The organism is Paenibacillus sp. MCAF9 (genome assembly GCF_052114265.1).
Classification (GTDB): Bacteria; Bacillota; Bacilli; order Paenibacillales; family Paenibacillaceae; genus Pristimantibacillus.
Genome location: NZ_JBFREL010000004.1, coordinates 217772 through 240339 on the forward strand (window position 1 = coordinate 217772; position 22568 = coordinate 240339).

At 44.5% G+C, this 22568-nt stretch carries 15 protein-coding genes; 12 read left to right on the forward strand and 3 right to left on the reverse strand.

From position 1 onward, the window contains the following. Positions 1–100 precede the first annotated feature (100 nt). The 4 genes from AB4Z45_RS09040 to AB4Z45_RS09055 all read left to right on the forward strand — a co-directional run bounded on the left by AB4Z45_RS09040 (position 101) and on the right by AB4Z45_RS09055 (position 10395). Complete coding sequence (locus AB4Z45_RS09040; RefSeq protein ID WP_441908827.1) at positions 101–1006, forward strand: carbohydrate ABC transporter permease; 906 nt, start codon at positions 101–103, stop codon at positions 1004–1006. Next, positions 1003–1878, forward strand: coding sequence for a carbohydrate ABC transporter permease (locus AB4Z45_RS09045; protein WP_441908828.1), 876 nt, complete (start codon positions 1003–1005; stop codon positions 1876–1878). Before AB4Z45_RS09040 ends, AB4Z45_RS09045 begins: the two co-directional genes overlap by 4 nt. A 33-nt stretch (positions 1879–1911) precedes the next feature. Next, on the forward strand, positions 1912–8388 hold the full coding sequence (locus tag AB4Z45_RS09050) for an S-layer homology domain-containing protein (protein WP_441908830.1): 6477 nt from the start codon (positions 1912–1914) through the stop codon (positions 8386–8388). Between the two features lie 195 nt (positions 8389–8583). Further along, positions 8584–10395 carry a PAS domain S-box protein gene (locus AB4Z45_RS09055; protein WP_441908832.1) on the forward strand — a complete coding sequence of 604 codons (1812 nt, stop codon included), beginning with the start codon at positions 8584–8586 and terminating at the stop codon, positions 10393–10395. Here AB4Z45_RS09055 and AB4Z45_RS09060 read toward each other — a convergent pair. The 3 genes from AB4Z45_RS09060 to AB4Z45_RS09070 form a co-directional block, all read right to left on the reverse strand. Continuing rightward, positions 10387–11601 carry an MFS transporter gene (locus AB4Z45_RS09060; RefSeq protein WP_441908833.1) on the reverse strand — a complete coding sequence of 405 codons (1215 nt, stop codon included), beginning with the start codon at positions 11599–11601 and terminating at the stop codon, positions 10387–10389. The genes AB4Z45_RS09055 and AB4Z45_RS09060 overlap by 9 nt on opposite strands. 28 nt (positions 11602–11629) lie before the next feature. Next, positions 11630–12082 (reverse strand): MarR family winged helix-turn-helix transcriptional regulator, encoded by a 453-nt coding sequence (locus tag AB4Z45_RS09065; protein WP_441879177.1) that lies wholly within the window; start codon positions 12080–12082, stop codon positions 11630–11632. A 99-nt stretch (positions 12083–12181) separates the two neighbouring features. Further along, a complete protein-coding gene (locus AB4Z45_RS09070; RefSeq protein ID WP_441908834.1) occupies positions 12182–13036 on the reverse strand; it encodes an AraC family transcriptional regulator in 855 nt (284 codons plus the stop codon). Positions 13037–13212: 176 nt separating this feature from the next. Here AB4Z45_RS09070 and AB4Z45_RS09075 point away from each other — a divergent pair, with 176 nt between their 5' ends. From AB4Z45_RS09075 to AB4Z45_RS09110, 8 genes are all read left to right on the forward strand, one after another. Further along, positions 13213–14340, forward strand: coding sequence for a Gfo/Idh/MocA family protein (locus tag AB4Z45_RS09075; protein ID WP_339207580.1), 1128 nt, complete (start codon positions 13213–13215; stop codon positions 14338–14340). 4 nt (positions 14341–14344) lie between these two features. Then, entirely contained in the window at positions 14345–15418 is a 1074-nt protein-coding gene (locus AB4Z45_RS09080; protein WP_441908835.1) for a Gfo/Idh/MocA family protein, read from the forward strand. 205 nt (positions 15419–15623) lie between these two features. Beyond that, a complete protein-coding gene (gene pyrH / locus AB4Z45_RS09085) occupies positions 15624–16355 on the forward strand; it encodes a UMP kinase (protein ID WP_441908836.1) in 732 nt (243 codons plus the stop codon). Positions 16356–16564: 209 nt separating this feature from the next. Next, positions 16565–17467 carry a phosphotransferase gene (locus tag AB4Z45_RS09090; RefSeq protein ID WP_441908837.1) on the forward strand — a complete coding sequence of 301 codons (903 nt, stop codon included), beginning with the start codon at positions 16565–16567 and terminating at the stop codon, positions 17465–17467. 16 nt (positions 17468–17483) lie between these two features. Continuing rightward, positions 17484–18038, forward strand: a complete 555-nt coding sequence (locus AB4Z45_RS09095; RefSeq protein ID WP_441908838.1) for a sigma-70 family RNA polymerase sigma factor — start codon at positions 17484–17486, stop codon at positions 18036–18038. Continuing rightward, a complete protein-coding gene (locus AB4Z45_RS09100; protein WP_441908840.1) occupies positions 18035–19054 on the forward strand; it encodes a DUF4871 domain-containing protein in 1020 nt (339 codons plus the stop codon). The genes AB4Z45_RS09095 and AB4Z45_RS09100 overlap by 4 nt, the downstream gene beginning before the upstream one ends. Before the next feature lie 120 nt (positions 19055–19174). Next, on the forward strand, positions 19175–21577 hold the full coding sequence (locus AB4Z45_RS09105) for an ATP-binding cassette domain-containing protein (RefSeq protein WP_441908841.1): 2403 nt from the start codon (positions 19175–19177) through the stop codon (positions 21575–21577). Then, entirely contained in the window at positions 21574–22530 is a 957-nt protein-coding gene (locus AB4Z45_RS09110) for a serine hydrolase domain-containing protein (RefSeq protein ID WP_441908842.1), read from the forward strand. Before AB4Z45_RS09105 ends, AB4Z45_RS09110 begins: the two co-directional genes overlap by 4 nt. Positions 22531–22568: the final 38 nt, after the last annotated feature.

Consider the following 22568-nt stretch of genomic DNA (forward strand, 5'->3'; position numbering starts at 1 on the left):
CGACACCAAGGGCCAATACCAATAACCTCGGTATTGGCCCGTTTTTTTTACAAATTAGAAGTGATCATAAGTATCGCAGCACCTTGGGAGGGGGAGAACCATGGCAACACAAACGATTACATCAACGATAAGCACGAAGAAAAAGCGCAAGTGGAACCTCTATATGTGGGGGGCCTTGTTTGTACTTCCCGAAATTATCGTTTTCTTGCTCTTTCTCTGGATTCCTATTATTAAGGGAGTTCTGTACAGCTTTCAAGAGGTGGATTTCGTTAAAGGGAATGTTTTTGTTGGACTGCAAAACTACATCGATATTACTAGTTCAAGTGACTTTTATACCGCAATAAAAAATACGCTGTATTATATGGGGCTTTGCGTAGTCATTGGCTTTTGGGTGCCTGCTGCGGTTGCTATTGCTGTATCGGAGCTCAGAAGATTTCAAGGACTAGCTCGCGTAGCGGGTTATTTGCCAAGTGTAATACCAGCTATCGTGTTGTATGGCATGTGGGTTTGGTTTTATGATCCGATCGGTCCAATTAATGCATTTCTGATGGGCATCGGATTGCCGGCAATTGATTTTTTCACAAAAGGCATGTCCATGATCTCGATCGTTATTATGGAAACGTGGCAAAACTTTGGCGGAGCGGTGCTCATCTATTTGGCTTCAATCGTCGGCATACCGCGGGATCTGTATGAAGCTGCGGAAATCGACGGTGCAAGTGTATGGCAACGAATTAAGTTTATTACACTGCCTAATTTGCGCTCATTGCTGTTCCTGATGTTTTTACTTCAAATCATTAACACCTCGCAAAGCTTCCAAGCACAACTGGCTATGACTGCCGGAGGTCCGGACAACGCGACTTTAACTTATATGCTGCTTATGAACAGAAATGCATTCACTTATTTGGATTTTGGCAAAGCAACAGCAATGGGTACGATGATGTTCGCCGTTATGATGGTGCTCTCCTTCTTCTACCTGAAAGTGCAGAATAGGAGTGAAAAAGGATGAAAAATACCGAGCGTTCCATAATCTCGTCATTTGATTTCAAACGTTGGCAAGTAAAGCTTGGTTACGCTGTGATGGTGCTGTTTATCGGCATAATCATTGTATCCATGCTGTATCCCTTTCTGAATACGCTGCTTAGCTCTCTGAAAACGACTGGGGAATTTTTTGCTTTCCCTGCGCCGTTTTTCCCAAAGGATTGGCTGTGGCATAACTATATTGATGCATGGCATGTTATTCCGATGCTTATGTTCTTGAAAAATACGCTGATGATTTTTATTGGCACGGTCATTTTCGCGCTTGTCTTTATTGGCATGACGTCATTCGCGTTGTCTCATATGCGGGTACCTTTCAAGAAAGTGGTCATGCTGTTTTTCTTGTCTACCCTGATGATTCCATCTGCTACTTACTTAATTCCAAACTTCCTTAACTTGCAAAGCTTAGGTTTGCTAAACAGCTACTGGGCCTTTTGGCTTCCAGCAGGCGCGAATGCTTTTTATTTGCTGCTCATGAAAAACTTTTTCGATGGATTGCATAAGGAACTGTTTGAAGCAGGGAGAATCGACGGAGCTAGTGAGTTTTTATGTTTTATTCGGATCGCGATTCCTTTGTCGGTACCTATCCTAATGACGCTTATCATCTTCTATTTCTCCAGCACATGGAATGATTTTTATTGGCCGTCACTTGTTATGCTGGAGAAGGATATGTATCCTCTTGCAACAGGTATTTTCAGATATGTGGTCTACTCCGGCTCCACGATTCAGTGGAACGTGAAGTTTGCGGTGCTCTCCATTACGATGGTTCCGCCGCTAATATTTTTCCTTATTTTCCAGCGTTACATTATGGGTGGACTTAATGTAGCTGGGGTGAAAGGTTAGCATTTTATCGCAAAACAATACGTGGAGGAATTGATGATGAAGAAAAAGCTGCGCCGAGTTTCGCTCAGTGCATTAATTTTTCTTCTGCTAAGCTCGTATATCCCCGCCTTGCAGGGCGGGGGAAATACGGCTGTACAAGCTGCAGAAGGGGATAAAGCGGAATATGTTCGCATTAAAAATCAATACAGAGGAACCTACTTATTAGCAGATGGAGATAAAGTAGCTTACGGTGCTCCTGTAGAAACGGACCGAGCCTCCCAGTGGTTTATTGAAGAGCACGATGGGAAGCAGATGATCAAAAATAGAGAAACTGGTCTTTATATGTCATTGGAAGGGTGGACTTCTCACGAGRGTCCAATTCGCTTGGCAGCAGCAAGTAGTGATGCGGCTGCGTTGTGGAAAATTGTGAATGCGGCTACAGAAGGTTTTAAATCGATTCAGCCAAGCACTAATCCAAATCACTATATTCATATTGAGGACAAAACAGGATTTGCACAAGCTAGCAGCATCCCGCCTAATTGGGGAACAGCGCAGTGGTCATTTGAACCCGTTGTTGATTATGTGCGTTTCAAAAACAAGCATACGGGAGAGTATTTATTTGCCGCAGAAGGGATATTGAAATACGGCAAGCCGGCTGAAGCAGATCCGTCCTCTCATTTTGCAGTAGAGAATAAGGATGGCAATCAGCAAATTAAGAATAGAGCTTCGAATGCCTATGTTTCCGCTGTTGATTCGACGTATTATTATAGTCCTGTCACGCTCATTCCAGCAGATGAGAACTTGGTAGATGTAGATTGGAAAATACTAGACGCCAACGAAGCTGGTTATGTAAACATTGAGCATGCGGCAACAACATCTGAAGGTGCCTATCGATATCTTCATGTTCAAGAAGAGGCAGGCAAAACTGATGCTCAATTGAGCACTATTGATAAAACATGGGGCACGCCAAAATGGGCGGTTGAGCCGGTTACCGTAAAAACGGTTTACAATCCTAATCCCGACAACTCGCCAAAATATATTCAAATCAAAAACGATTGGCTTGGCCTCTATATGTATGAGGACGATGGAATCGTCAAATACGGAAACGTATTAGCTGATAACAAGCTCGGACAATGGCTCATCGTTGAAGAGGAAGGCATGCAGCGAATTCAGAACCGCGCAACTGGAAATTACATAAGCTTGAAGGATGTGAGCTCCGACAAAATCTCGGTTAAAACAGTTAAAGCAACTGAAAGCGCTGTCACGGAGCAATGGGTAATTGATAACTTAAACTCCTCAGGATCAAAGCTAATTCATCCTGCAAGCGATGAAGGCAGCTTTCTCCATGTTGAGAAAAAGCTTGGTTTTGTACAATTTGGCGCAGTTCCTCGTGATTGGGGTAGTCCCAAATGGACTTTTGTTCCTGTAGCGAAGGAAGCAGCTCCCAACTATATTCAATTAAAAAATAGCTATACGAACAAGCTTCTTTATGAAGATGAGCAAAAAGTAAAATATGGTGATCCTGATTCCTTGAATGCGGCATCACATTGGCTCATTGAGGATGCAGGAAATGGATTAAAACGTGTCAAAAATCGTTTGACTGGACACTATCTTCATGTAGAAGGCATGCAGGCGGATACAAATCCCCATTTGCTTCCACTAAACTGCGGAACGATTGAAGAGAGCTGGACAAGTGCTAAATGGACTGTCATCGTTACAGAAGATCATAAATTAGTGTTTACAAACGGATACAAAACAGATCAAGTTATTCATGTGCAGGACGCAACAGGGTACGCCCAATCAAGCAATATCCCTGCTGAATGGGGTAGCGCGCAATGGATTGCAATCGAAGCTCAGCCTTTGCTGCCATCGGAAATACCGACGGATTATATTCGTTTGAAAAATGCCGACAACAGCAGCTATTTATACGAAAATGAATTCGGGGTTATTCTTTACGGAACACCAAATGCAAGAGATGCAAGATCACACTGGATGCTGTTAAGCAATACTAGCAGTGTGATTGGAGAAGTTACAATCATTAACCGTGCCACGAACCATAAGATTACGATAGCAAAAGAGGAAGCCTATTTAGTAAGCAGAGCAGGAATGCTTGGCAGCAATGGAGAGCAGACCTGGTTCTTAGAGCGGAATTTAGTAAACGGCAAGTTTCTCCTGCGCAGCAAGTCACAGCCGGTAGACTACATGCATATTCAGGACCGAACAGGATATGCACAGGTTGGTTTGCGCTCGATCGAATCGGCGGCGCTCCAATGGGAGCTGGAGACGGCTTCAAAAGACAGCTTTGTTCCAGAACCAGAAGCACCTTCCGAGCTTGTGCATACAACAAGGCTGAATGATTCTCGCAGCTTCCAGCTTTTGAGTGCTGGCAGTGATGTTAGACTTGCGATTAACGGAAATGAGCTTGTTGTACTTCCTGCCTCAAGCGGAAGTTCAGAATCGAATTGGCGTCTTCAGGACGAGGATGGTTATAAGCTGATCTATAATGAAGCGGCAGATCGCTACCTTGCTGTGAAGGATGGTCAGTTGATCGTTTCTGAGAATACAGGTAAAGCAGAAGCATCGAGCCAGTGGAAAATGATCGATCGAAGCGGTCTTTTAAGCTTCGAGAACGTCGAAGTCAAAGGTATGCTTCTCCAAATAAGCGGCAATGCTGCAGGTCTGTCTTCAGGAACGCTTAACGCACCTAAAGACGAGCAGCAGCTTAGAATGGCATTGCTTAAAGCTAATGTCACATTAGAAGCAGAAGATGCTTTCCTAAGCGGTGGGGTTCAAGCAGGCGCTGATGCGAAAGGCTTCAGCGGCGATGGATACGCGGGGGATTTCTCGGCGCTAAATGCTTCTGTGACTTTTACCGTATTTGCTGAGGAAGCTGGCACGTATGACGCTTCGATTCGGTATGCGAATGCTAACGGATCAGCAAAGGTGCTAGCGGCGGCAGTCAATGGCTTGAATGAGCAGCAGCTTGCCTTTACAGCTGCAGGCAGCTGGGACACTTGGCAGAAACATGAGTTCAAGCTAACGCTTAGAGCTGGATTAAATACCGTAACCTTATCGAATAACAAAGGCGACGTTGGTCAAATTTTGCTCGATCAGCTTGTAGTAAATAATGTGCTTCCGCTCGCAGGCAGAGGAGCAAGCACGGCTTACAGTCAATATGAAGCCGAGCATGCTGCGACGAATGCAGTGATCATTGAACCAACCCGTGCCTATCGTGCTTTAGCTTCTGAAGCATCCGGCAGACAGGCGGTCCGTTTGGAAGAAGCAGGCGATTATGTGGAGTTCAAGCTGCAAAAAGCGGCAAATCGATTAACGCTTCGTTATTCGATTCCGGATTCCGAAGACGGTATGGGCAATCAATCATCCATAGGTTTATATGTAAACGGAGTGAAGCAAGAAGCAGGGCTATTAACCTCTAAATACTCTTGGGTATATGGAAGCTATCCTTGGACCAATCAACCAAGCGATGGAGACGCTCATCTTTTCTTTGATGAAACAAGCTTCATCATTGCTGATGCAGCAGCTGGCTCTATGATTAGAGTGCAAAAGGAAGCGGACAGCGCAGCTGACCATATCGTGATCGATTTAGTAGAGGCTGAGCTTGCTGATGCTGCTTACAGCATGCCTGACGGTTTTGTTTCTGTAACTGAATTTGGAGCTGCAGCAAATGACGGAACTGATGACTCTAATGCAATCAGAGAGGCTATTGAAGCAGCAAAGCTGAGCGGCAAGGGGGTCTGGCTTCCTGCTGGAACCTTCCGTATTGACCAGGGTCCTATCGAGCTTGCTGACATTACGATTCGCGGTGCAGGCAAATGGCAAACGACGCTCGTTGGCGGCGGATTTATGGGAGTAGGAAATCATATACGCGTGTATGATCTTGCTATTGATGGAGAGGTAACCTCCCGTCGTGATGACCAGCCAGAATCTGCATTTGATGGCACTTATGGCATTGGTTCAACGCTTCAGCATATTCGCGTAGACCATGTGAAAACCGGGATTTGGGTAACGGAGAAGGAGCTTGCAGGCGGTGCAACCCTTGCAACAGATGGCTTATATGTTGCTGGCTTGCAAATTAGGAATACGTTTGCCGATGGCATTAACTTTAGCACAGGCACCTCGAATGCGATGGCCGAGCAAACCCAGCTGCGCAATACAGGAGATGATTCGCTTGCGATGTGGGCAAACGGAAAACAATCCGTTGGCAATACGTTCCGCTTCAATACAGCGGAGCTGCCGTGGCTGTCCAACAACATTGCCGTTTACGGCGGCAAGGACGTTACCATTTCAGACAATATCGTTTCGGATACCGTTGCTTTTGGTGCAGGAATTAGCGTTAGTACGAGACATAATCCCGTTCCTTTTGAAAACAATGTTATCGTAGAGCGCAATACGTTGCTGCGAACAGGAGGAAGAGAGCATAACTGGCCAGCAGATTTTGGCGGTTTATTCTTATTCTCAGGTGATACGGATATGACAGGGAACATTCAAGTGCGTGACAATATTATTTCAGACAGCACTTTCCAAGGTATTTCTTTGCTTGGCGAAAAGTATACGTCTGGCATCGTGCTTGAAAATAACGTAGTTGACGGTGCGGGTACATGGGGCATTCAAGCATCCGGCAATATAAAAGGTTCTGCGGTATTCGGTGATACCCTTGTTCGCGGAGTGAAGGTCGGAGCATTTATGAATGGAGCTTCTGGTTTTGCATTTGAGACAACAAATGAAGCCTTTAGTTTTACTCATCATGCCTTCTCGGTTGCAGCAGGTGAACAGCGCCAAGCGCCATACCTAGTAGAAGCAGGGCAAAGCATTCAACTGACTGCTTTCGCAAATGGCACTGAAGCTGAGGCTGAAGCTGTAATTTGGGCGGTGAAAGATTCAGCTGTTGCAGAAATAAGCAGCAGCGGGGTATTAACGGGTATAGGTCAAGGTGAAACACAGCTAAAGGCTGCGTATGGAGATGCAATAAGAACGTATACAGTTAAAGTAGCGGATGATATTGCACCTAATTGGCCAGCAGAAGCAGCACTTTCTGCTGCTCAGGGCGAGAATGGCAGCGCAGCGTTAAAATGGCCGTTAGCTATTGATAATGGACAAATCGCCGCTTATCGCTTGTCATGGGATACCGGCTTTAAAATCGTTCCAAGCACGGAAACAGCAACTCAGGTGAGTGGACTTTCCGCAGGGCGCAGCTATCGATTTGTACTGGAAGCGCGCGATCAAGCCGGAAACTGGACCGCAAATGCATTAATGGCTGATCTTAATGCTCCAAGCACTCCGCCTGACGGTGCTGTAACTCCACAGCCGTCGGAGAGCTTGAAATGGAACGAAACTGTAAAAAAGCAAGAGGACGGAAAAACGTTTGCAGAGCTGACATTCCAGAAGGAAGATTTACAAGCTGCATTGAAGCGCGCTGCAGCAAACCATAATTCCGTGCTGTCGCTTGTATTAACAACAAAGGAATCAGCCGCGGATATCGTTTTACCTGTCTCTGTCTTGAAGGAGGCAGCAGCCGCTCAGCCAGAAACGATTATTGAAATTTCGATTTACAATGCCGTGTATGAGCTGAATATCTCAGCTATTCGTCATCTTCTATCTGATGATCCGAATGCACAGCTGAGGCTGCGAATGAAAAAGCTGGATTCGGCTGCTAGCCAGCTGCTAACAGAGCATACAGGAATCAAACCGATTGGTGAGGTTTATGCTTTTGAGCTTATGTTAGAAACGGGAGGTAAAGTGCAAACGATTCATAGTTTCGCTAATCATTATGTGAAGCGCTCCATCATTTTGCCAGCAGCTTCAATGACTGAGTTTGCAACAGGTGTAGTTTATGATGAAGCCGGTAAACGGTGGAAGCATGTGCCGACTCTGTTCAAGGCGATGTCAAATGGAAAAATTGAGGCAGTCATAAGCAGCTTGTCGAATAGCATCTACACTGTTATCAATGAGAAGAAAACCTTTTTAGATATGAAGGGGCACTGGGCGGAGAAGGAAGTAACGAAGCTTGCTTCTCAGCAAATGATTAAAGGGATTACCGAGAGTGAATTTGCTCCAGGGCAAAAGGTTACAAGAGCAGAGTTCGCGGTTATGCTGACCGAAGCTTTTGGTCTTTCTGCTAGCAGCCTCAAACCATTTAAAGATACGAAGGCTGACGCTTGGTATTCGGACGCTATCGCTTCAGCGTATGAAGCGGGTTTCATCAAAGGATTTGACAATATGATGTTTAGGCCAAGCGAATCTATTTCGAGAGAGCAGATGATCGTCATGTTAATGCGGGCTTATCGTTTGGCAAATCCACAAATCAAACAAGCGGATTTCAATCTTAATGTATTCAGTGATGCAAAATATGCTTCAGCTTGGGCTGTAGAGGATTGGAAGCTTGCGCTGAGCTTAGGAATTGTAGAAGGGCAAAACAAGGTCGCTCTTGCGCCGAAGGCGTTAGCCACAAGAGCGGAAGCAGCAGTTATGATTGCTAGAGTATTAGTGGCACGGGGCTTTATGAACGAGTAGTAAAACGGATTACATGACTCTCTTATAGACATTGCCGCTAATCGATACACTTGCTGGCGGCAATGTTTTTTTGTATTTTAAAATCGAAGCGGAGCAGGAAGAAGGCTGGGGATGTTGAAAGTAATCAACAGGATGAAGCTGTTTGTTGAAATGAGATGAGATGAGGGGATTAAAATCGTCGAGGTTAACGAACAATTGAGGGAAAGCGAAGAGAGATATCAGCATTTAGTTCATATGCTTCCTGACGGGCTAATTGTTGTGTTAGAAGGTGATATTGTATTTGCTAACCACGCAATGCTAACCATGCTGGGCATTAGCAATCTCGATGATATTATTGGAGACCCCATAAATAAATTCATACATTCCGAATATTTAGAGCGGTTTCCAGCAATGATCAACTATTTAATTATAGAGGCTAATCCTTCTACGTTTACTTACTACGAGCTGCTTCGTCTGGATCAGCAAACGATAGAGGTTGAAATGAGAGCAGTTGCTGTGAAATTTGATGGTAAAAATGCTGTCCAGCTTATTATTCATGATATAACCAAGCAGAAGCGCATGGAAGCCTCCTTGCACGAGAAGGATTATTTATATAAAAGCTTGATGGAAAATGTCGTAGCAGGCGTATTTGTAGGACAAAGCAATAAAATTGTTTATGCCAATCCTTATTTGGCGGAGATGTATGGCTACACATTAGAGGAGATGTATGAACTCACTTCAAGCGATTTGGTGTCAATGGATGAAATCAATCATCACAGAAACGAGATTATGCATGGATCGGCGATTGGGTTAAATCAATTTCCGCTCAAGTGTACAGGCAGAAAAAAAGACGGCAGCATCATTTATTTAGAGGGTAACACCTCCATCATTATGTTCAATGGACAGCTGTCCTTACTCGGCACGATACAAGACGTAACCTTTAAACGTGAAAAGGAAAATCTGCTAAGGGACAATGCGAACCTATATCAAAAAATTATTAAGTTTGTCCCCGAACCCATCGTTATTAGCGATCAAGGAATCGTCCTTTATGCGAACAAACTAGCTTTGCATGCACTCGGGATTGAACCTGGAAAAGAGGTCATTGGAAGAAGTGTATTCGAGTTTATTCATCCCAGTCATCATGCCTCTTCATTGGAGCAGATGGATTTAATCATGTCGTCGGATGAACCGACGTCATTTGTTGAACGAGTCCTTGTACGTCCAGACGGACAGTTATTGGATGTAGAAATATCTAGTATCCGAATTAACAATTATTTGGGCAAGGATGTCATGCTCAGTGTGATTCGTGATTTGACCGACCGCAAACGCTCGGAGGAGGTTCTTATTCGTTCAGAGAAGCTGTCGGCAATTGGTCAGCTTGCCGCAGGCGTAGCGCATGAAATTCGAAATCCGTTAACAGCGCTAAAGGGCTTCACGCAGCTATTAAGCAGTAAATACCCGGAGAACCCGCATTATTTTTCAATTATGGCCAATGAAATTGACCGTATTACTTTAATCGTAAATGAGTTTATGACGTTAGCGAAGCCGCATTTCGCGAACTATCGCAGCGAGCCTCTAGAGCCGATACTGCGAAGTGTATTATCTTTGCTGGAAACACAAGCTATTCTAATAAATGTGGAATTGAAGGTTTGTTTTGACCATACACGGCCGAGTATATTTTGCAATGTGGACCAGCTTAAGCAGGTTTTTTTGAATATTATTAAAAACGCGTTAGAGGCGATGCCGCAGGGCGGCGAAGTTGTAGTGACGGTTGCAAGCTTGGAGGATGGCTTCGTTCATATCCGAATTATAGATGGCGGTCCAGGTATACCGGAGGAGCTTATTTCAAAAATCGGCGAACCTTTTCTGACAACGAAAGAAAAAGGGACTGGGCTTGGCATAATGATCAGCAACCGCATTATTGAAGCGCACAAGGGTACGCTTCAAATTAGCAGTGTGATGAATGAAGGAACAGTCGTGGAAATTATGCTGCCTGTTGAGCATCAGCTAACGATAGGCCTAGGATGAGCTATAGGCGTTATCGTCTGATGTCGCCAACAATCTTTTGCGTTTATGGTGAAGTGTGAAATAAATGACGGAAGATAAGGCAATTATAATGGCACAAAGTATATACATAACGCTGTATCCGTAGCTTGAAGCCAACGAGCCAAGCGTGTAGGATCCAATGCCATATCCAAGGTCAAACAGCAAATAAAACGTTGCTGTAGCGAGCCCTCTGCGATGAGCCGGAGCAGCAAGCACGGCTATGGTCTGAAAGCAAGGCAGCAGGGCGCCGTATCCGAGACCAATGACAGCACCGGAAACAAGCAGAATAACTGGCGAGCTTGCTTGGCTAAGCAGCAGCATGCCGATGGCAAATATAACGATGCTGGGATATACAATGACATGTTCTCCTACACGATCAAGCAATTTACCGACAAGCGGACGAGGCAATACAATCATAATGCCGAAGCACACAAAGAAATAGCTTGCATATTGATCAATAGCCTGTTCATGAGCATAAACCGACATAAACGTTACAAGTCCGCTGTAGGCGAACGCGACTATAAAGCCGCTAAGTGCAATTGGCACAGCTTTCTTCTCTACAAGATCGCGCCAATGCAGCTTGCTCTTCGTTTTTAAGATCGGTCGTTCAGCTTTGGCAGCAGCGGATTTTTTGGCTGTTGAAGCGCCTAGGATGAAGGCGAAGAGCGCGCAGACAGCGCATAGTGCGAACATCGCTGTAAAACCGCCATGCGTCGTTATCGTTAAACCAACGAAGGGCCCGATGACCATCGCGAGGCTCATAAATAAGCTGAAATAACTAATTCCTTCTCCTTTGCGATGTTCGGGTATGATTCCAATTGCAGTCGTATTCGTTGAGGTAGTTGCGATAGCGAACGTGCCGCCATGAAAAAAACGAACCAGCAGCAGCATCGCATATCCAAAGACACCTAAGTATGCGATCGAAAACAATAGAAACAGCAGCAACGAAATAATAACGATTTTCCGTTCCCCATAACGAGTCATCAGTTGGCCTGCGAAGGGCCGCAGCAATACAGAGGCGATAACGAAGACGGTCATCGATAATCCGGCCTGCGTGTCAGATCCTCCAAGTCCATTGGTCACATAAACGGACAACGCTGTTGCTAATGTATAAAAAGCAAAAAATAGAAAAAAGCTGCTTAAACATATTTTAATGAAGTCGGCGCTCCATAATTTATTCGTATTCATTATAGTTCCCCTCTCAGATGTTCGCCGATCATTCACTCGTCTTTGTGTTTGATTCGTGGTTCAGTTCTGCGTTTTTAGTTATTTTGGCGATAAATTTTTTGAATGATTGAATTTCGTCTTCAGAAATATCGGTCAACAGCTGTGCAACAAATTTTTCTTCGATAGGTGCCAGTTCATTAGAGCATGTTCTGCCATTAGCGGTTAAATAAAGCAGCTGCGATCGGCGGTCATTCGGATTGGCGACACGTCGGACAAGCGCTTTTCGTTCAAGCTGGTCAACAAGCCGTGTAATGTTGGCGGGGTCCTTGTCGGAGCGCTGTGCCAAATCTTTATGAGTCATGCCATCATGCTCATCAAGATACATGAGCAGCGACCATTGTTCAGGCGTAACGTCATAATCTTGAAAAAGCTGATGCAGCCGAAGGTTTAGTTTGCGGCCTGTATTGCTGAGCATATAGCCTACTGATTGTATAATTTCCATTGCTTTCACCTGCTATTTTCATTTAGTTGTTATGACAATAATACGCTTAACAACTAAATGGGTCAAGAGCTTCAATCCACAAATTTGGAATGAAGCGGTTTACAGTTGATCGGAAGAGACATGATTTTGCTTGCGATATTGTTCGGGTGTAAGGTCGGTATGCAGCTTGAAAGCGCGGCTGAAATGAGAGGGATGCTTAAAACCAACATCATAACCAATGTCGGTAATGGGGTGAATGGTGTTGATAAGTTCGATTTTGGCCTGATAGATTCTACGCTGCATGAGAAACTGGAAGATTGTAAATCCAGTAACCTCTTTGAATGTTTTAGCCAAATAGTATTTGCTTAAGTGCAGCTCTGCTTGAATCGCCTCCAGCGTAATATCATTATTATAATGACACTCCAAATAGGAGATGACCGCTTGAACATGGCGTTCCTTGGAGGTAGGAAAGGTTGGTTTATCCTTCAGCGGCTTCTGGCAAAGCTGATTGATCTGAATAAGAAAATCGAGCATTAAAGCTTGAAATCGCTGAATGGAGAAGCTGTCCTGCAGGACGTAAAGCTGTTCAAGCTTATGAAGACTAGCTTCTATTTCCGCTTTCTCATTGCCCCTCAGCTGCAAACGTATATTTTGAAGCTTCTCGAAGGGCTCGAGCAGGTCCGCTGCAAATGAAGGCTGAATAAATTGCTTGAAGTAATACGGATCAAAATGTAGGATCGACCGGTGGTAAACTGCGCTTGGATCGACATGTGCCCGGTGAAGTGTCATCCCGTGCATAAGCAGCAAGTCGCCAGGCTCCAGAACATAGATGCGGTCATTAATAAGATAGTTTACTTTGCCGCCATGGAAATAATAGATTTCGTAATGAAAGTGACTATGATAGGGAATATGAGCATTAAAATCAGAGCTGGTTCCCATTGTGAACGGTAATTGGATTTGTTGCTGCTTGCTCATCGTTTCGCCTCCACTCATAAATACCATCATTATACACCAACCACAGTCAAATAAAAGCGTAAACAAGTTAATGCGAATGAAGCCCACTGCATCCCAAAATGCTACCATATAGGCAGGCAAAACGATTGTGAAAGCAGCTGCTATTATAACAATGTAAATAAAGGGGCGGTATTCGGATGCAGATCGTTCGTTTGGGAATTATCGGACTAGGAAATATGGGCAAGGGTCATATTGGCTACTTATTAAAAGGTGAAGTCAGTGGAGTTGAAATAACCGCAGTTAGTGATTGTGTACAAGCAAATCTTGCGTGGGCAAAAGAAAAGCTTGGCGATCAAGTCGGATTATATGAGGATCCTTATGAAATGATGGACTCTGGACTTGTTGACGGAGTGCTCATTGCAACGCCGCATTTCTCCCATCCAGAGCTTTCTATAGCTTGCTTTAAGCGTGGTCTGCATGTGCTTTGCGAGAAGCCGGCAGGTGTTTATACGAAGCAGGTTCGCGAGATGAATGATGCAGCCAGCCAAACAAATGTGAAATTCAGCATGATGTATAACCAACGGACAAACCCGATATACGTGAAGCTGAAAGAATTGATAGATAACGGCGAGCTAGGTGAAATAAGAAGAACCAATTGGATTATAACCAATTGGTATCGCTCACAAAGCTATTATGACTCCGGTACTTGGCGTGCAACTTGGGCTGGTGAAGGCGGCGGAGTGCTGCTAAACCAAGATCCGCATCAACTCGATTTGTGGCAATGGACGATCAGTATGATGCCAAAGCGCGTCCGTGCTTTCTGCTACTTCGGCAAGCATCGTGACATCGAGGTTGAGGATGATGTAACCGCATTCGTAGAGTACGAGAACGGAGCTACTGGAGTGTTCGTGACGACGACTGGCGAAGCGCCAGGCACGAACAGACTGGAAGTGAGCGGTGATCGCGGTAAAATTGTAATTGAAAATAACCAATTAACATTCTGGCGTCTAACCGTTCCTGAGCCGGAATTCAACAAGCAGTTCAAAGGCGGCTTCGGTCAGCCAGAATGTTGGAAATGTGAAATTCCGATTCATGGCAGCAACCCTGATCATAAAGGCATTACACAAAACTGGGTGAATGCGATTCTCTTCAATGAACCATTGATTGCTCCAGGTGAGGAAGGCATCAAAGGGCTTATGCTCTCGAATGCGATGCTGCTTTCGACATGGACGGATGGCTGGGTAGATTTGCCGATTGATGAGGAGTTGTTTTATAAGCATCTGCAAGAGAAAATCGCAAGCTCAGCTTATCAGAAGGAGGACTAGATCGATGAGTAATGCAGATGGCATGAAATATGCGCCAAAGGGAAAGCCGAATAGAGTAGTTGAGGATGAGCAATTCGTAATCGCCGCTGTTAGTCTTGATCACGGTCATATTTATGGCATGTGCAACGGACTAGTGGAAGCGGGCGCCACTTTAAAATGGGTATACGATGCTGACCCCGCTAAGGTTGAAGCATTTATCCGTCAATATCCGGAGGTACGGGCAGCTGAGTCGGAAGAGCAGGTGCTCTCCGATGATGAGGTGCAGCTGGTTGCAGCTGCAGCGGTAACATCGGAGCGCGGACCGCTAGGCGTTCGCGTCATGCAGAGCGGCAAACATTATTTTACCGATAAAGCGCCATTCACAACGCTTGAACAGCTCGCGGACGCTCGCGCTGCATATGCAGATACAGGTAAAAAATACGCAGTATATTACAGCGAGAGATTGCATGTGGAATGTGCGGTTTATGCGGGGCAATTGATCGAACAAGGCGCAATTGGGCGTGTTGTTCAAGTTATTGGGCTCGGGCCGCATCGTTTAAACGCTGCCTCCCGCCCATCATGGTTTTTTGAGAAGGAAAAGTATGGCGGCATTATTTGTGATATCGGATCGCATCAAATTGAACAATTTCTATATTTTACAGGCAATCAGAATGCCAATGTTGTAAACAGCAAGGTGGCCAACTATGCCAATAAGGAGTATCCAGAGCTTGAGGATTTTGGAGATATGACGCTTGTTGGCGAGAACGGGGCAACCGGCTACTTCCGTGTCGACTGGCTGACACCAAGCGGTCTTGGAACATGGGGCGACGGCCGTACTATGATTCTAGGAACAGAAGGCTACATCGAGATGAGGAAGTATATTGATATCGCTAAAGATAAGGATGGCGACCAGCTTTATTTGGTAAACGCAGATGGCGAGCAGCATATTCAGCTTCGCGGCAAAGTGGGCTTCCCTTATTTTGGCCAGCTCATTCTCGATTGCTTGAACGGCACTGAGCATGCCATGACGCAGGAGCATGCTTTCAAAGCAGCTGAGCTGTCGCTTCTTGCTCAGAAGCATGCGACAAAAGTGGAGTAGAAATGTTTGCTGCTAATGGATAGTTGCTTTTTTGCTCGTACTCAGTATAAAATAGGTGAGAATTAATAAATGGAAGGAGTGGGAATATGAGGATCAAGTGCAGGGTTACGTTAACCAATCGTGTTTTTCATATTCCCATTTCACTTTTACACTAAAGCATCTATTGCTTTAGTGTTTTTTTTATCCTATGGAGGTGTAACGGCGAATGAGATACAAGAGAGTTCTTATTAAGCTTAGCGGCGGGGCAGTTGCAGGAAATGCTGAATTCGGTTTTGAGCCTGAACGGTTAAATTACATTGCGAATGAAATTATATCCGTGGTCCGTTTAGGTGTTGAGGTGTCGCTCGTTATTGGCGGGGGGAACATATTTCGCGGCAATATGGCGGAAAGCTGGGGAATCGAAAGAGCGGAAGCAGACAACATCGGAACACTTGCAACCGTCATTAATAGTTTGATGCTTCGCGGGGTGCTGAAAGCTAAAACAGACAAAGAAGTACGCGTAATGACAGCGATACCGATTACTTCGGTCGCCGAGCCATACATCAGACTGCGTGCAATCCACCATTTGGAGCAAGGATATATCGTCATATTTGCTGGAGGCAACGGTCAACCCTACGTGACAACGGATTATCCTTCGGTACAAAGGGGCATTGAAGTCAATAGTGAGGCGCTTCTAGTTGCAAAACAAGGCGTTGATGGCATTTTTAATGCCGATCCTAAATTCGATGCCGATGCGAAGCGGTTCAAATCTCTTCATTACAATGATGTTTTGCAATATAATTTGAAGGTAATGGATCAGTCAGCCTTTATATTGGCTAGAGACTATCATTTGCCTATGCATGTGTTCAACTTCGACAAGCCCGGATCCATGAAAGAAATTTGTGAAGGCGGAAACAATGGTACCATCATTAGCGGTGAATCTGTTCTTGCCTACTAATAAATGTTGAAATAAAAAGGACTGCTTATAAAGGTACTCCCGTTAAATGAAAGCCGGGAAATGTACTTTTTAAGCAGTCCTTTGATGTTTTTAGGAGTCGGGAATTTTATAAAGACCTTATTCAACATCATAACAGAGGGGTAATTATAAGTCTATATTTTTGAATGATAATATGTAAAAATTTGATTATCTTGAATGGGAGGTACAGCATGAACCTACAATCATTATTTTCTGAACCTATTATGTCACAGTCCACTCTGGGTGGCTTTGCTAGTGACGTGTTTCTAGTCATCACGGAAGCAGGGGAATACGTAGTTCGGTCATCCGGCGTAGATGAGACGGTTGATGCTCCTTTTGTATGGGCATGCAGCAATTTGTTCGGGAAACAATTAAGCGAGACGTTTGATATGGAAATGATTAATAAATATCTCTCGCGATTGACAAGCAATATCGCTATTCCCAGTGTACTTGGCAAGGCCGTGATCGATGGAAGACAAGTGATTTCGGTTGAAAAAATAAATGGAGTTCCATTGTCTTTTCAAAATAAATCCGCGATGCTGATGGAGGATTTCGGCAGATCGATTGCGGAGATTCATGCCCACAAAGTTATGGAATGGGGTTCTCTAAACGGTTCAGTCCGGCATGAATTAACTGATTTTCCTCAGAAGCTTGCAGATGCATTGAGGGTGTTGGCAGCACGTTATTACAAGGAAAATGCAGCAATCTATGAATCTCTTGATTACTACTGTTCATTAGCTGAAAATATGCCGGTACCGACGTATGCCTCATGTATCATGCTTGATATGGACCCGAGGCAGTTTTTATCAAATGGAGAACGTGTTAGCGCAATCGTTGATACAGAAGCGTATGTGCTTGGTCCTCGTGAAATGGATTTAATAGCGATTGAATGCTCGTTGGATGAAGTGGGAGCTCATCATTTCCGCAAAGGTTATGCTGAAGTGCTTCCTTTCCCTGATTTATTACAGGTGCGTGAGTTGTACCGATATTTCTTTTGCTTGCTCGAAATTAAGGGGCCGGCCTTTGACTATCATAAATGGATGTCCTTTCCTCAACTATTCGGGAACTTTAGGAACGCAGAAGGGTCTTCTTAATTAGAGAGGTGATGAGGTGGAGCTCGAATATGTGAAGTATTTGGCAAAAGGATTTGAAACGGATGCCGTATTGATTGATTTGATGAATGCATACGGCAACGACGTTTGGAATTTTGCATTCTTTTTAATTCGGAATGCCCATGCGGCAGATGACATTTGTCAGGATGTTTTTTTGACAGTATATGAGAAGCTGCATACATTTCGAGGCGAAGCCAGTATGAAGAGCTGGCTGCTTGCCATTACACGAAACAAAACGTATAAGTACAAAAGAAGCGCCTATTTTTCTAAGGTCATTGTGATGGATTTCGTAACTAGAAGGGAAACATCCAGATCAGCGGAAGCGGAAGTTTTTGACCGGATGGAAACCAAATATATTTGGAACACCGTTATGAAGCTGCCGCTGCGCTACCGAGAAGTCCTCATACTGGAAATTCATTATCAATTATCGATGCAAGAAATGGCAAGTATGCTGCAACTAGCGGAAGGGACGGTTAAATCGAGGCTGCACCGCGCACGCAAAAAAATGGCAAGTTTACTGCAAAGTGATTCAAAAGGAGGAAACATCATATGAAGGAGCCAAAACAGTGGGAAGAAGCGCTTAGACGCTCCCCGTTTGTGAATCCTCGCTTCACTGAGCAATTGAGGGAGAAAATTGTTTTTAGGGCTAATGATAAAGCGAAGAAAAAGTTTCCTATCGCTCGTCTGGGAGCAGTGGGTGCAATCGCAGCCGTTCTTGTCTATATGTTGTTTGTCACAGATTTAAGCAAGCTGTTTACGAACCCTTCACAAATAATCGGAACAAATGGAAGCAACAGGGTAGAGGGGGCTCGAACGGAATATAGGAAGAACGGCCAAATGATATTTCAAGTATTTCCTGAAGAGAATGTGGTTGCAGGGGCAAAGCAAGGTTATGTTCTCCATTTCACGCAGCCCATTGCTGTTTTTCTAGGTAAAAACATTTCTATTGAAGGCTATCACGCACAATCGGGAAAACGGTTGACCGTTATGTCCCCTGTGACCATTACAGAGCCGAGCTCAGGGTATGAGACGTTGGAACGTTTTACAACCGGCTTTAGCCTGCCGCTGGGCGGAACATGGACATTCGAGGTCAAGCTGAATGAACAATTTTACGGTGACTTTGTTTTGGCAGTGCAGGAGCCTTCGCCATGGGTAAAAACATCTACGTTCAAATTGCCTTATACAGGCAACGATGGAATGCCTCACAACTATGTGCTTGCTGGCGAGAAAGACAAGGTTGGATTTCTTGTAGGCCCTTATCAAAATGAGCAAGGATTGATCCTCGACGAGCAGCCGATTGTTGCGGGGAAAGGAAACAAGTATATGTGGTATTTCTGGGGGAGCAAGAAGGAGCTCACGGGCAGCTTTAACGTTATGGGCGTAAAAGAAGGCACCACGCAGGAGATTGAAGTTTTCTCTGCGCGCAGTGTGGGCTCTCCGCTGAATGGGGCAGACGCGGTCATTCCATCATCGATGGTACTGCCCGAAGCCGGCATGTGGCGGCTAAACGTATACATTCAAGATAAATTATTTAGCAGTATTACTATTCAGGTGGAATCGGCGAGCTGATATTCATTATTTTAAAACGAGAAGGCTGCCATTAGGCAGCCTTTTTAGTAAACTATTTACATAAGAACGTATGTGCGGTAAATTATGGGTATGAGATCTAGGCCAGAATGGAGTGCATGCATGAAAGCGTTCATAGAGATAGAAGGAGCAAGGCTGCATAACCTCAAGGATATCGATGTTCGTATTCCAAAAAATAAGCTGACAGTCATAACAGGTGTATCGGGAAGCGGCAAATCGAGTCTTGCTTTCGATACGTTATATGAAGAAGGAAAGCGGCGCTATCTATTGTTCTCGGGTACACAGTATATGGTTGATGCGGTGTCTACTTTTGATAAAATAACGGGTTTGTCGCCTGCGGTAGCCATTGAGCAGCGTATCATCCGGCAATCCAATCCTAGAAGTACTGTAGGCACGCGGACAAAAATCGGAAATTTACTTGCCATTTTGTTTGCAACGTATGGCAAACGTGATCCTGCCTACAATGACGGGCTGCCGCTCTCCATGGAGTTGTTTCAGAGGAACTCGCCTAAGGGAATGTGTGTGAAGTGTCTTGGTACGGGAAGCCATCAGATGATTCAAGAAGAAACGATTCTTAATCCGGAAACACAAATCAAAAACGTATTTGATGGTTTTTTGGTCAAGCATCGTTTTCATAGAGGAAACTTCAAAAAGTTTTGTGAAATATACAAGATTGATATAAATGACAAAATCGGTGTTTTGCCGGAGGATGTTTTTCATTCCTTTAAGTATGGCTGCCGCAAGAGTGGATTTGCAGGTGCAGTTGTTGTTTTTACCGATATGATGAAACATATGGCTAGCAAAGTGAAGAGACATGGGGGCAAAGACAAAGAAGTGAATTTATGGGGGATTAATGCGGATTCGATCCCATGTCCCAAATGCAAAGGCACAGGTCTTGGCCTTCAGGCGATTCATACCACAATTGGCAAGAAAACGATTAAAGAGCTCGAGGATATGTACATCAATGAACTGCTTGCGTTTTTGCAAAAGCAGCACGGCAATGTATCAAGCAAAAATTTGCTGGATGAAATGGTCATGAAACTTAAGTGTATGGTCGATGTAGGGCTTCATCATCTTTCTTTATCGCGTCCAGTTCCTACTCTCTCAGGGGGCGAAATCCAGCGTTTGTTTCTGGCGTCTTTTATTATTGCGGATATGGATTCTATTATTTTTATATTCGACGAGCCTACAATTGGATTGCATAAAGTAGAGAAGGAGATGCTGATAAGCATCATTCAAGGCTTAGTGGAGCGAGGAAATACAGTCGTTGCCGTAGAGCATGATCATAAATTTATGCAAGCTGCCGATTACATTGTCGATCTTGGACCCGAAGCGGGAGTTCAAGGCGGAGAGCTTATTTTCCAAGGCAGCTACCTTGATTTTATGGCTTGTGAACGATCGCGAACAGCCCCTTATTTGAATGGCACCAAAACCTTGCATGTCAAAACACAATATAAGATAGCCGATCCAAGCAAAGCACTTAAGCTGGAGCATGCGAGTCTACATAATCTTCAGGATGTCTCCGTGACGATACCTCTTGGGCTGATGATAGGATTAGCAGGAGTATCGGGCAGCGGCAAATCCAGCCTAATCCAGCACACGCTTGTACCAAAGCTTAAGCAGTCACTCCAAAGCAAGTTTATATATGACAACGATGATACAGAGCTTGTGCTGCAAGACGAGGTGACGTTACTTGGATTCGAGCAGATTAAAAAATGTATAGTGGTGGACCAGAAGCCCATTGGAAGGAGCAAAACCTCTTGTCCAGCAACCTATACGGGCATATTTGATCGAATCCGAACTTTGTTCAGCAAAACACCTGATGCGGTGGAAAAAGGATATACAGCCGGCCTGTTTACCGTTAATTCTGAAGGAGGCTGTAGAGGCTGCAAGGGCGAAGGATTTAAAAACCACTATGTTGGCTTCGGCAACTTCATAGAGGTAGAGTGCGATATGTGCGGGGCAACAGGATTTGTTGAAGAAGCTCTAAGTGTAAGGCTTGAGGGAAAAAACATTAAGGAAATTATGATGATGAGCGTCGCAGAGGCCAGCGTTTTTTTTGGAAATGAACAATCTATGGCATATGACAAAATGATATCGGCTACGCTCAGCACGCTTGAAAGTGTAGGTATGAGTTATATTACGCTCGGCCAGAAGACGCCATCTATTTCAGGCGGTGAAGCGCAGCGGATTAAGCTCGCCAAGGAGCTGTGCAGGCAAAGCGGGAAAGATAATGTATATATTTTGGATGAACCAACGACAGGCCTTTCTTTCTCAGATACGGAGCGGCTGATGACATTGCTGCAGCAGCTCGCAGATGCTGGCAATACGATTATCATTACCGAGCATGATCCAGCTGTACTCGCCAATTGTGATTATATTATCGAAATGGGACCTGGCGGCGGAAGGGATGGGGGAGCTATTATCGCCGAGGGCATGCCGCTTGAACTAATGTCGAACCGTCATTCCATCATCGGGAAATATATAAAGCAGGTGTTGAAATGAGCTTTGAATGGCAGTTGTCCACTCCCGAGGCGGAGGGAATGGATGCTAAACTTCTAGAGCAGATAGATAATTATGTGAAGCAAAAGCGATATAGGCTCATAAACAGTGTGATCATTGTGAAAAACGGGAAACTGGTTTATGAACGTTACTTAAATAAGTGTAATGAAAATACGAGGCATTCCATTAAATCAGTATGGAAGAGTATTTTAACCATCGCTGCAGGCATCTGTTTGGACAAAGGCTTGATTAATAATCTAGATGAACCGATAGGCAATTATTTGCCCGCCTTTGCTGGTCATAACCATCATTATCATAAGCTGATTACGATTCGGCATTTGCTAACGATGTCATCAGGCATTTACTGGAATGGCGGTGTTCATTACCATTGTCCGATGATGCAGCAAATGATGCGTACGAATGACTGGCTATCGCATATCGCTGATATTGACATGCACAGTGTTCCTGGCATGAATTTTCAGTATAAGGAATGGGATGTCATGTTGTTATCAGCGGTCATAGGCAAAGCCTATGGTAGCACATCCTACGACCTCATTTATCATGAAATGTATAAACCGCTTGATATCGCCAGTGGAATTTGGCCGAGCAGTCCATGCGGCTTCTCCTATACGGTAATGAAGGGTGAAGAGCAATCGGATTTGTCTGCTAGAGATATGGCTAAGGTAGGTTTGCTGTTTTTAGGAGATGGCAGTGTTAATGGCAAACAAATTGTTTCTCCAGCGTTTGTGAAGCAAGCGATAACCCCATCCTATCCGTCCTATGGTTTTCTTTGGTGGCTAACTCAAGCTGGATATGGCTGTCGCGGATTTGGCGGGCAAGAGGTGAATGTCATTCCTGAGCATCAATTTGTATCCGTCATACAAGCAACACCTACACCATCGAGTAAATCGTATCCGGATATTCATGAGCTGTTTCTTAGCCAAGCGATTAAATAAAAGCTGCTTATGATCTGAACATTAACGGAGGATAAACC

What these genes read in the sequence shown, in the direction of transcription:
- AB4Z45_RS09045 (WP_441908828.1), top strand. Translation starts at nt 1,003, where the DNA reads ATGAAAAATACCGAGCGTTCCATAATCTCGTCATTTGATTTCAAACGT.
- pyrH (WP_441908836.1), top strand. Translation starts at nt 15,624, where the DNA reads ATGAGATACAAGAGAGTTCTTATTAAGCTTAGCGGCGGGGCAGTTGCA.
- AB4Z45_RS09110 (WP_441908842.1), top strand. Translation starts at nt 21,574, where the DNA reads ATGAGCTTTGAATGGCAGTTGTCCACTCCCGAGGCGGAGGGAATGGAT.
- AB4Z45_RS09065 (WP_441879177.1), bottom strand. Translation starts at nt 12,082, where the DNA reads ATGGAAATTATACAATCAGTAGGCTATATGCTCAGCAATACAGGCCGC.
- AB4Z45_RS09090 (WP_441908837.1), top strand. Translation starts at nt 16,565, where the DNA reads ATGAACCTACAATCATTATTTTCTGAACCTATTATGTCACAGTCCACT.
- AB4Z45_RS09080 (WP_441908835.1), top strand. Translation starts at nt 14,345, where the DNA reads ATGAGTAATGCAGATGGCATGAAATATGCGCCAAAGGGAAAGCCGAAT.
- AB4Z45_RS09070 (WP_441908834.1), bottom strand. Translation starts at nt 13,036, where the DNA reads ATGAGCAAGCAGCAACAAATCCAATTACCGTTCACAATGGGAACCAGC.
- AB4Z45_RS09075 (WP_339207580.1), top strand. Translation starts at nt 13,213, where the DNA reads ATGCAGATCGTTCGTTTGGGAATTATCGGACTAGGAAATATGGGCAAG.
- AB4Z45_RS09100 (WP_441908840.1), top strand. Translation starts at nt 18,035, where the DNA reads ATGAAGGAGCCAAAACAGTGGGAAGAAGCGCTTAGACGCTCCCCGTTT.
- AB4Z45_RS09040 (WP_441908827.1), top strand. Translation starts at nt 101, where the DNA reads ATGGCAACACAAACGATTACATCAACGATAAGCACGAAGAAAAAGCGC.
- AB4Z45_RS09060 (WP_441908833.1), bottom strand. Translation starts at nt 11,601, where the DNA reads ATGAATACGAATAAATTATGGAGCGCCGACTTCATTAAAATATGTTTA.
- AB4Z45_RS09105 (WP_441908841.1), top strand. Translation starts at nt 19,175, where the DNA reads ATGAAAGCGTTCATAGAGATAGAAGGAGCAAGGCTGCATAACCTCAAG.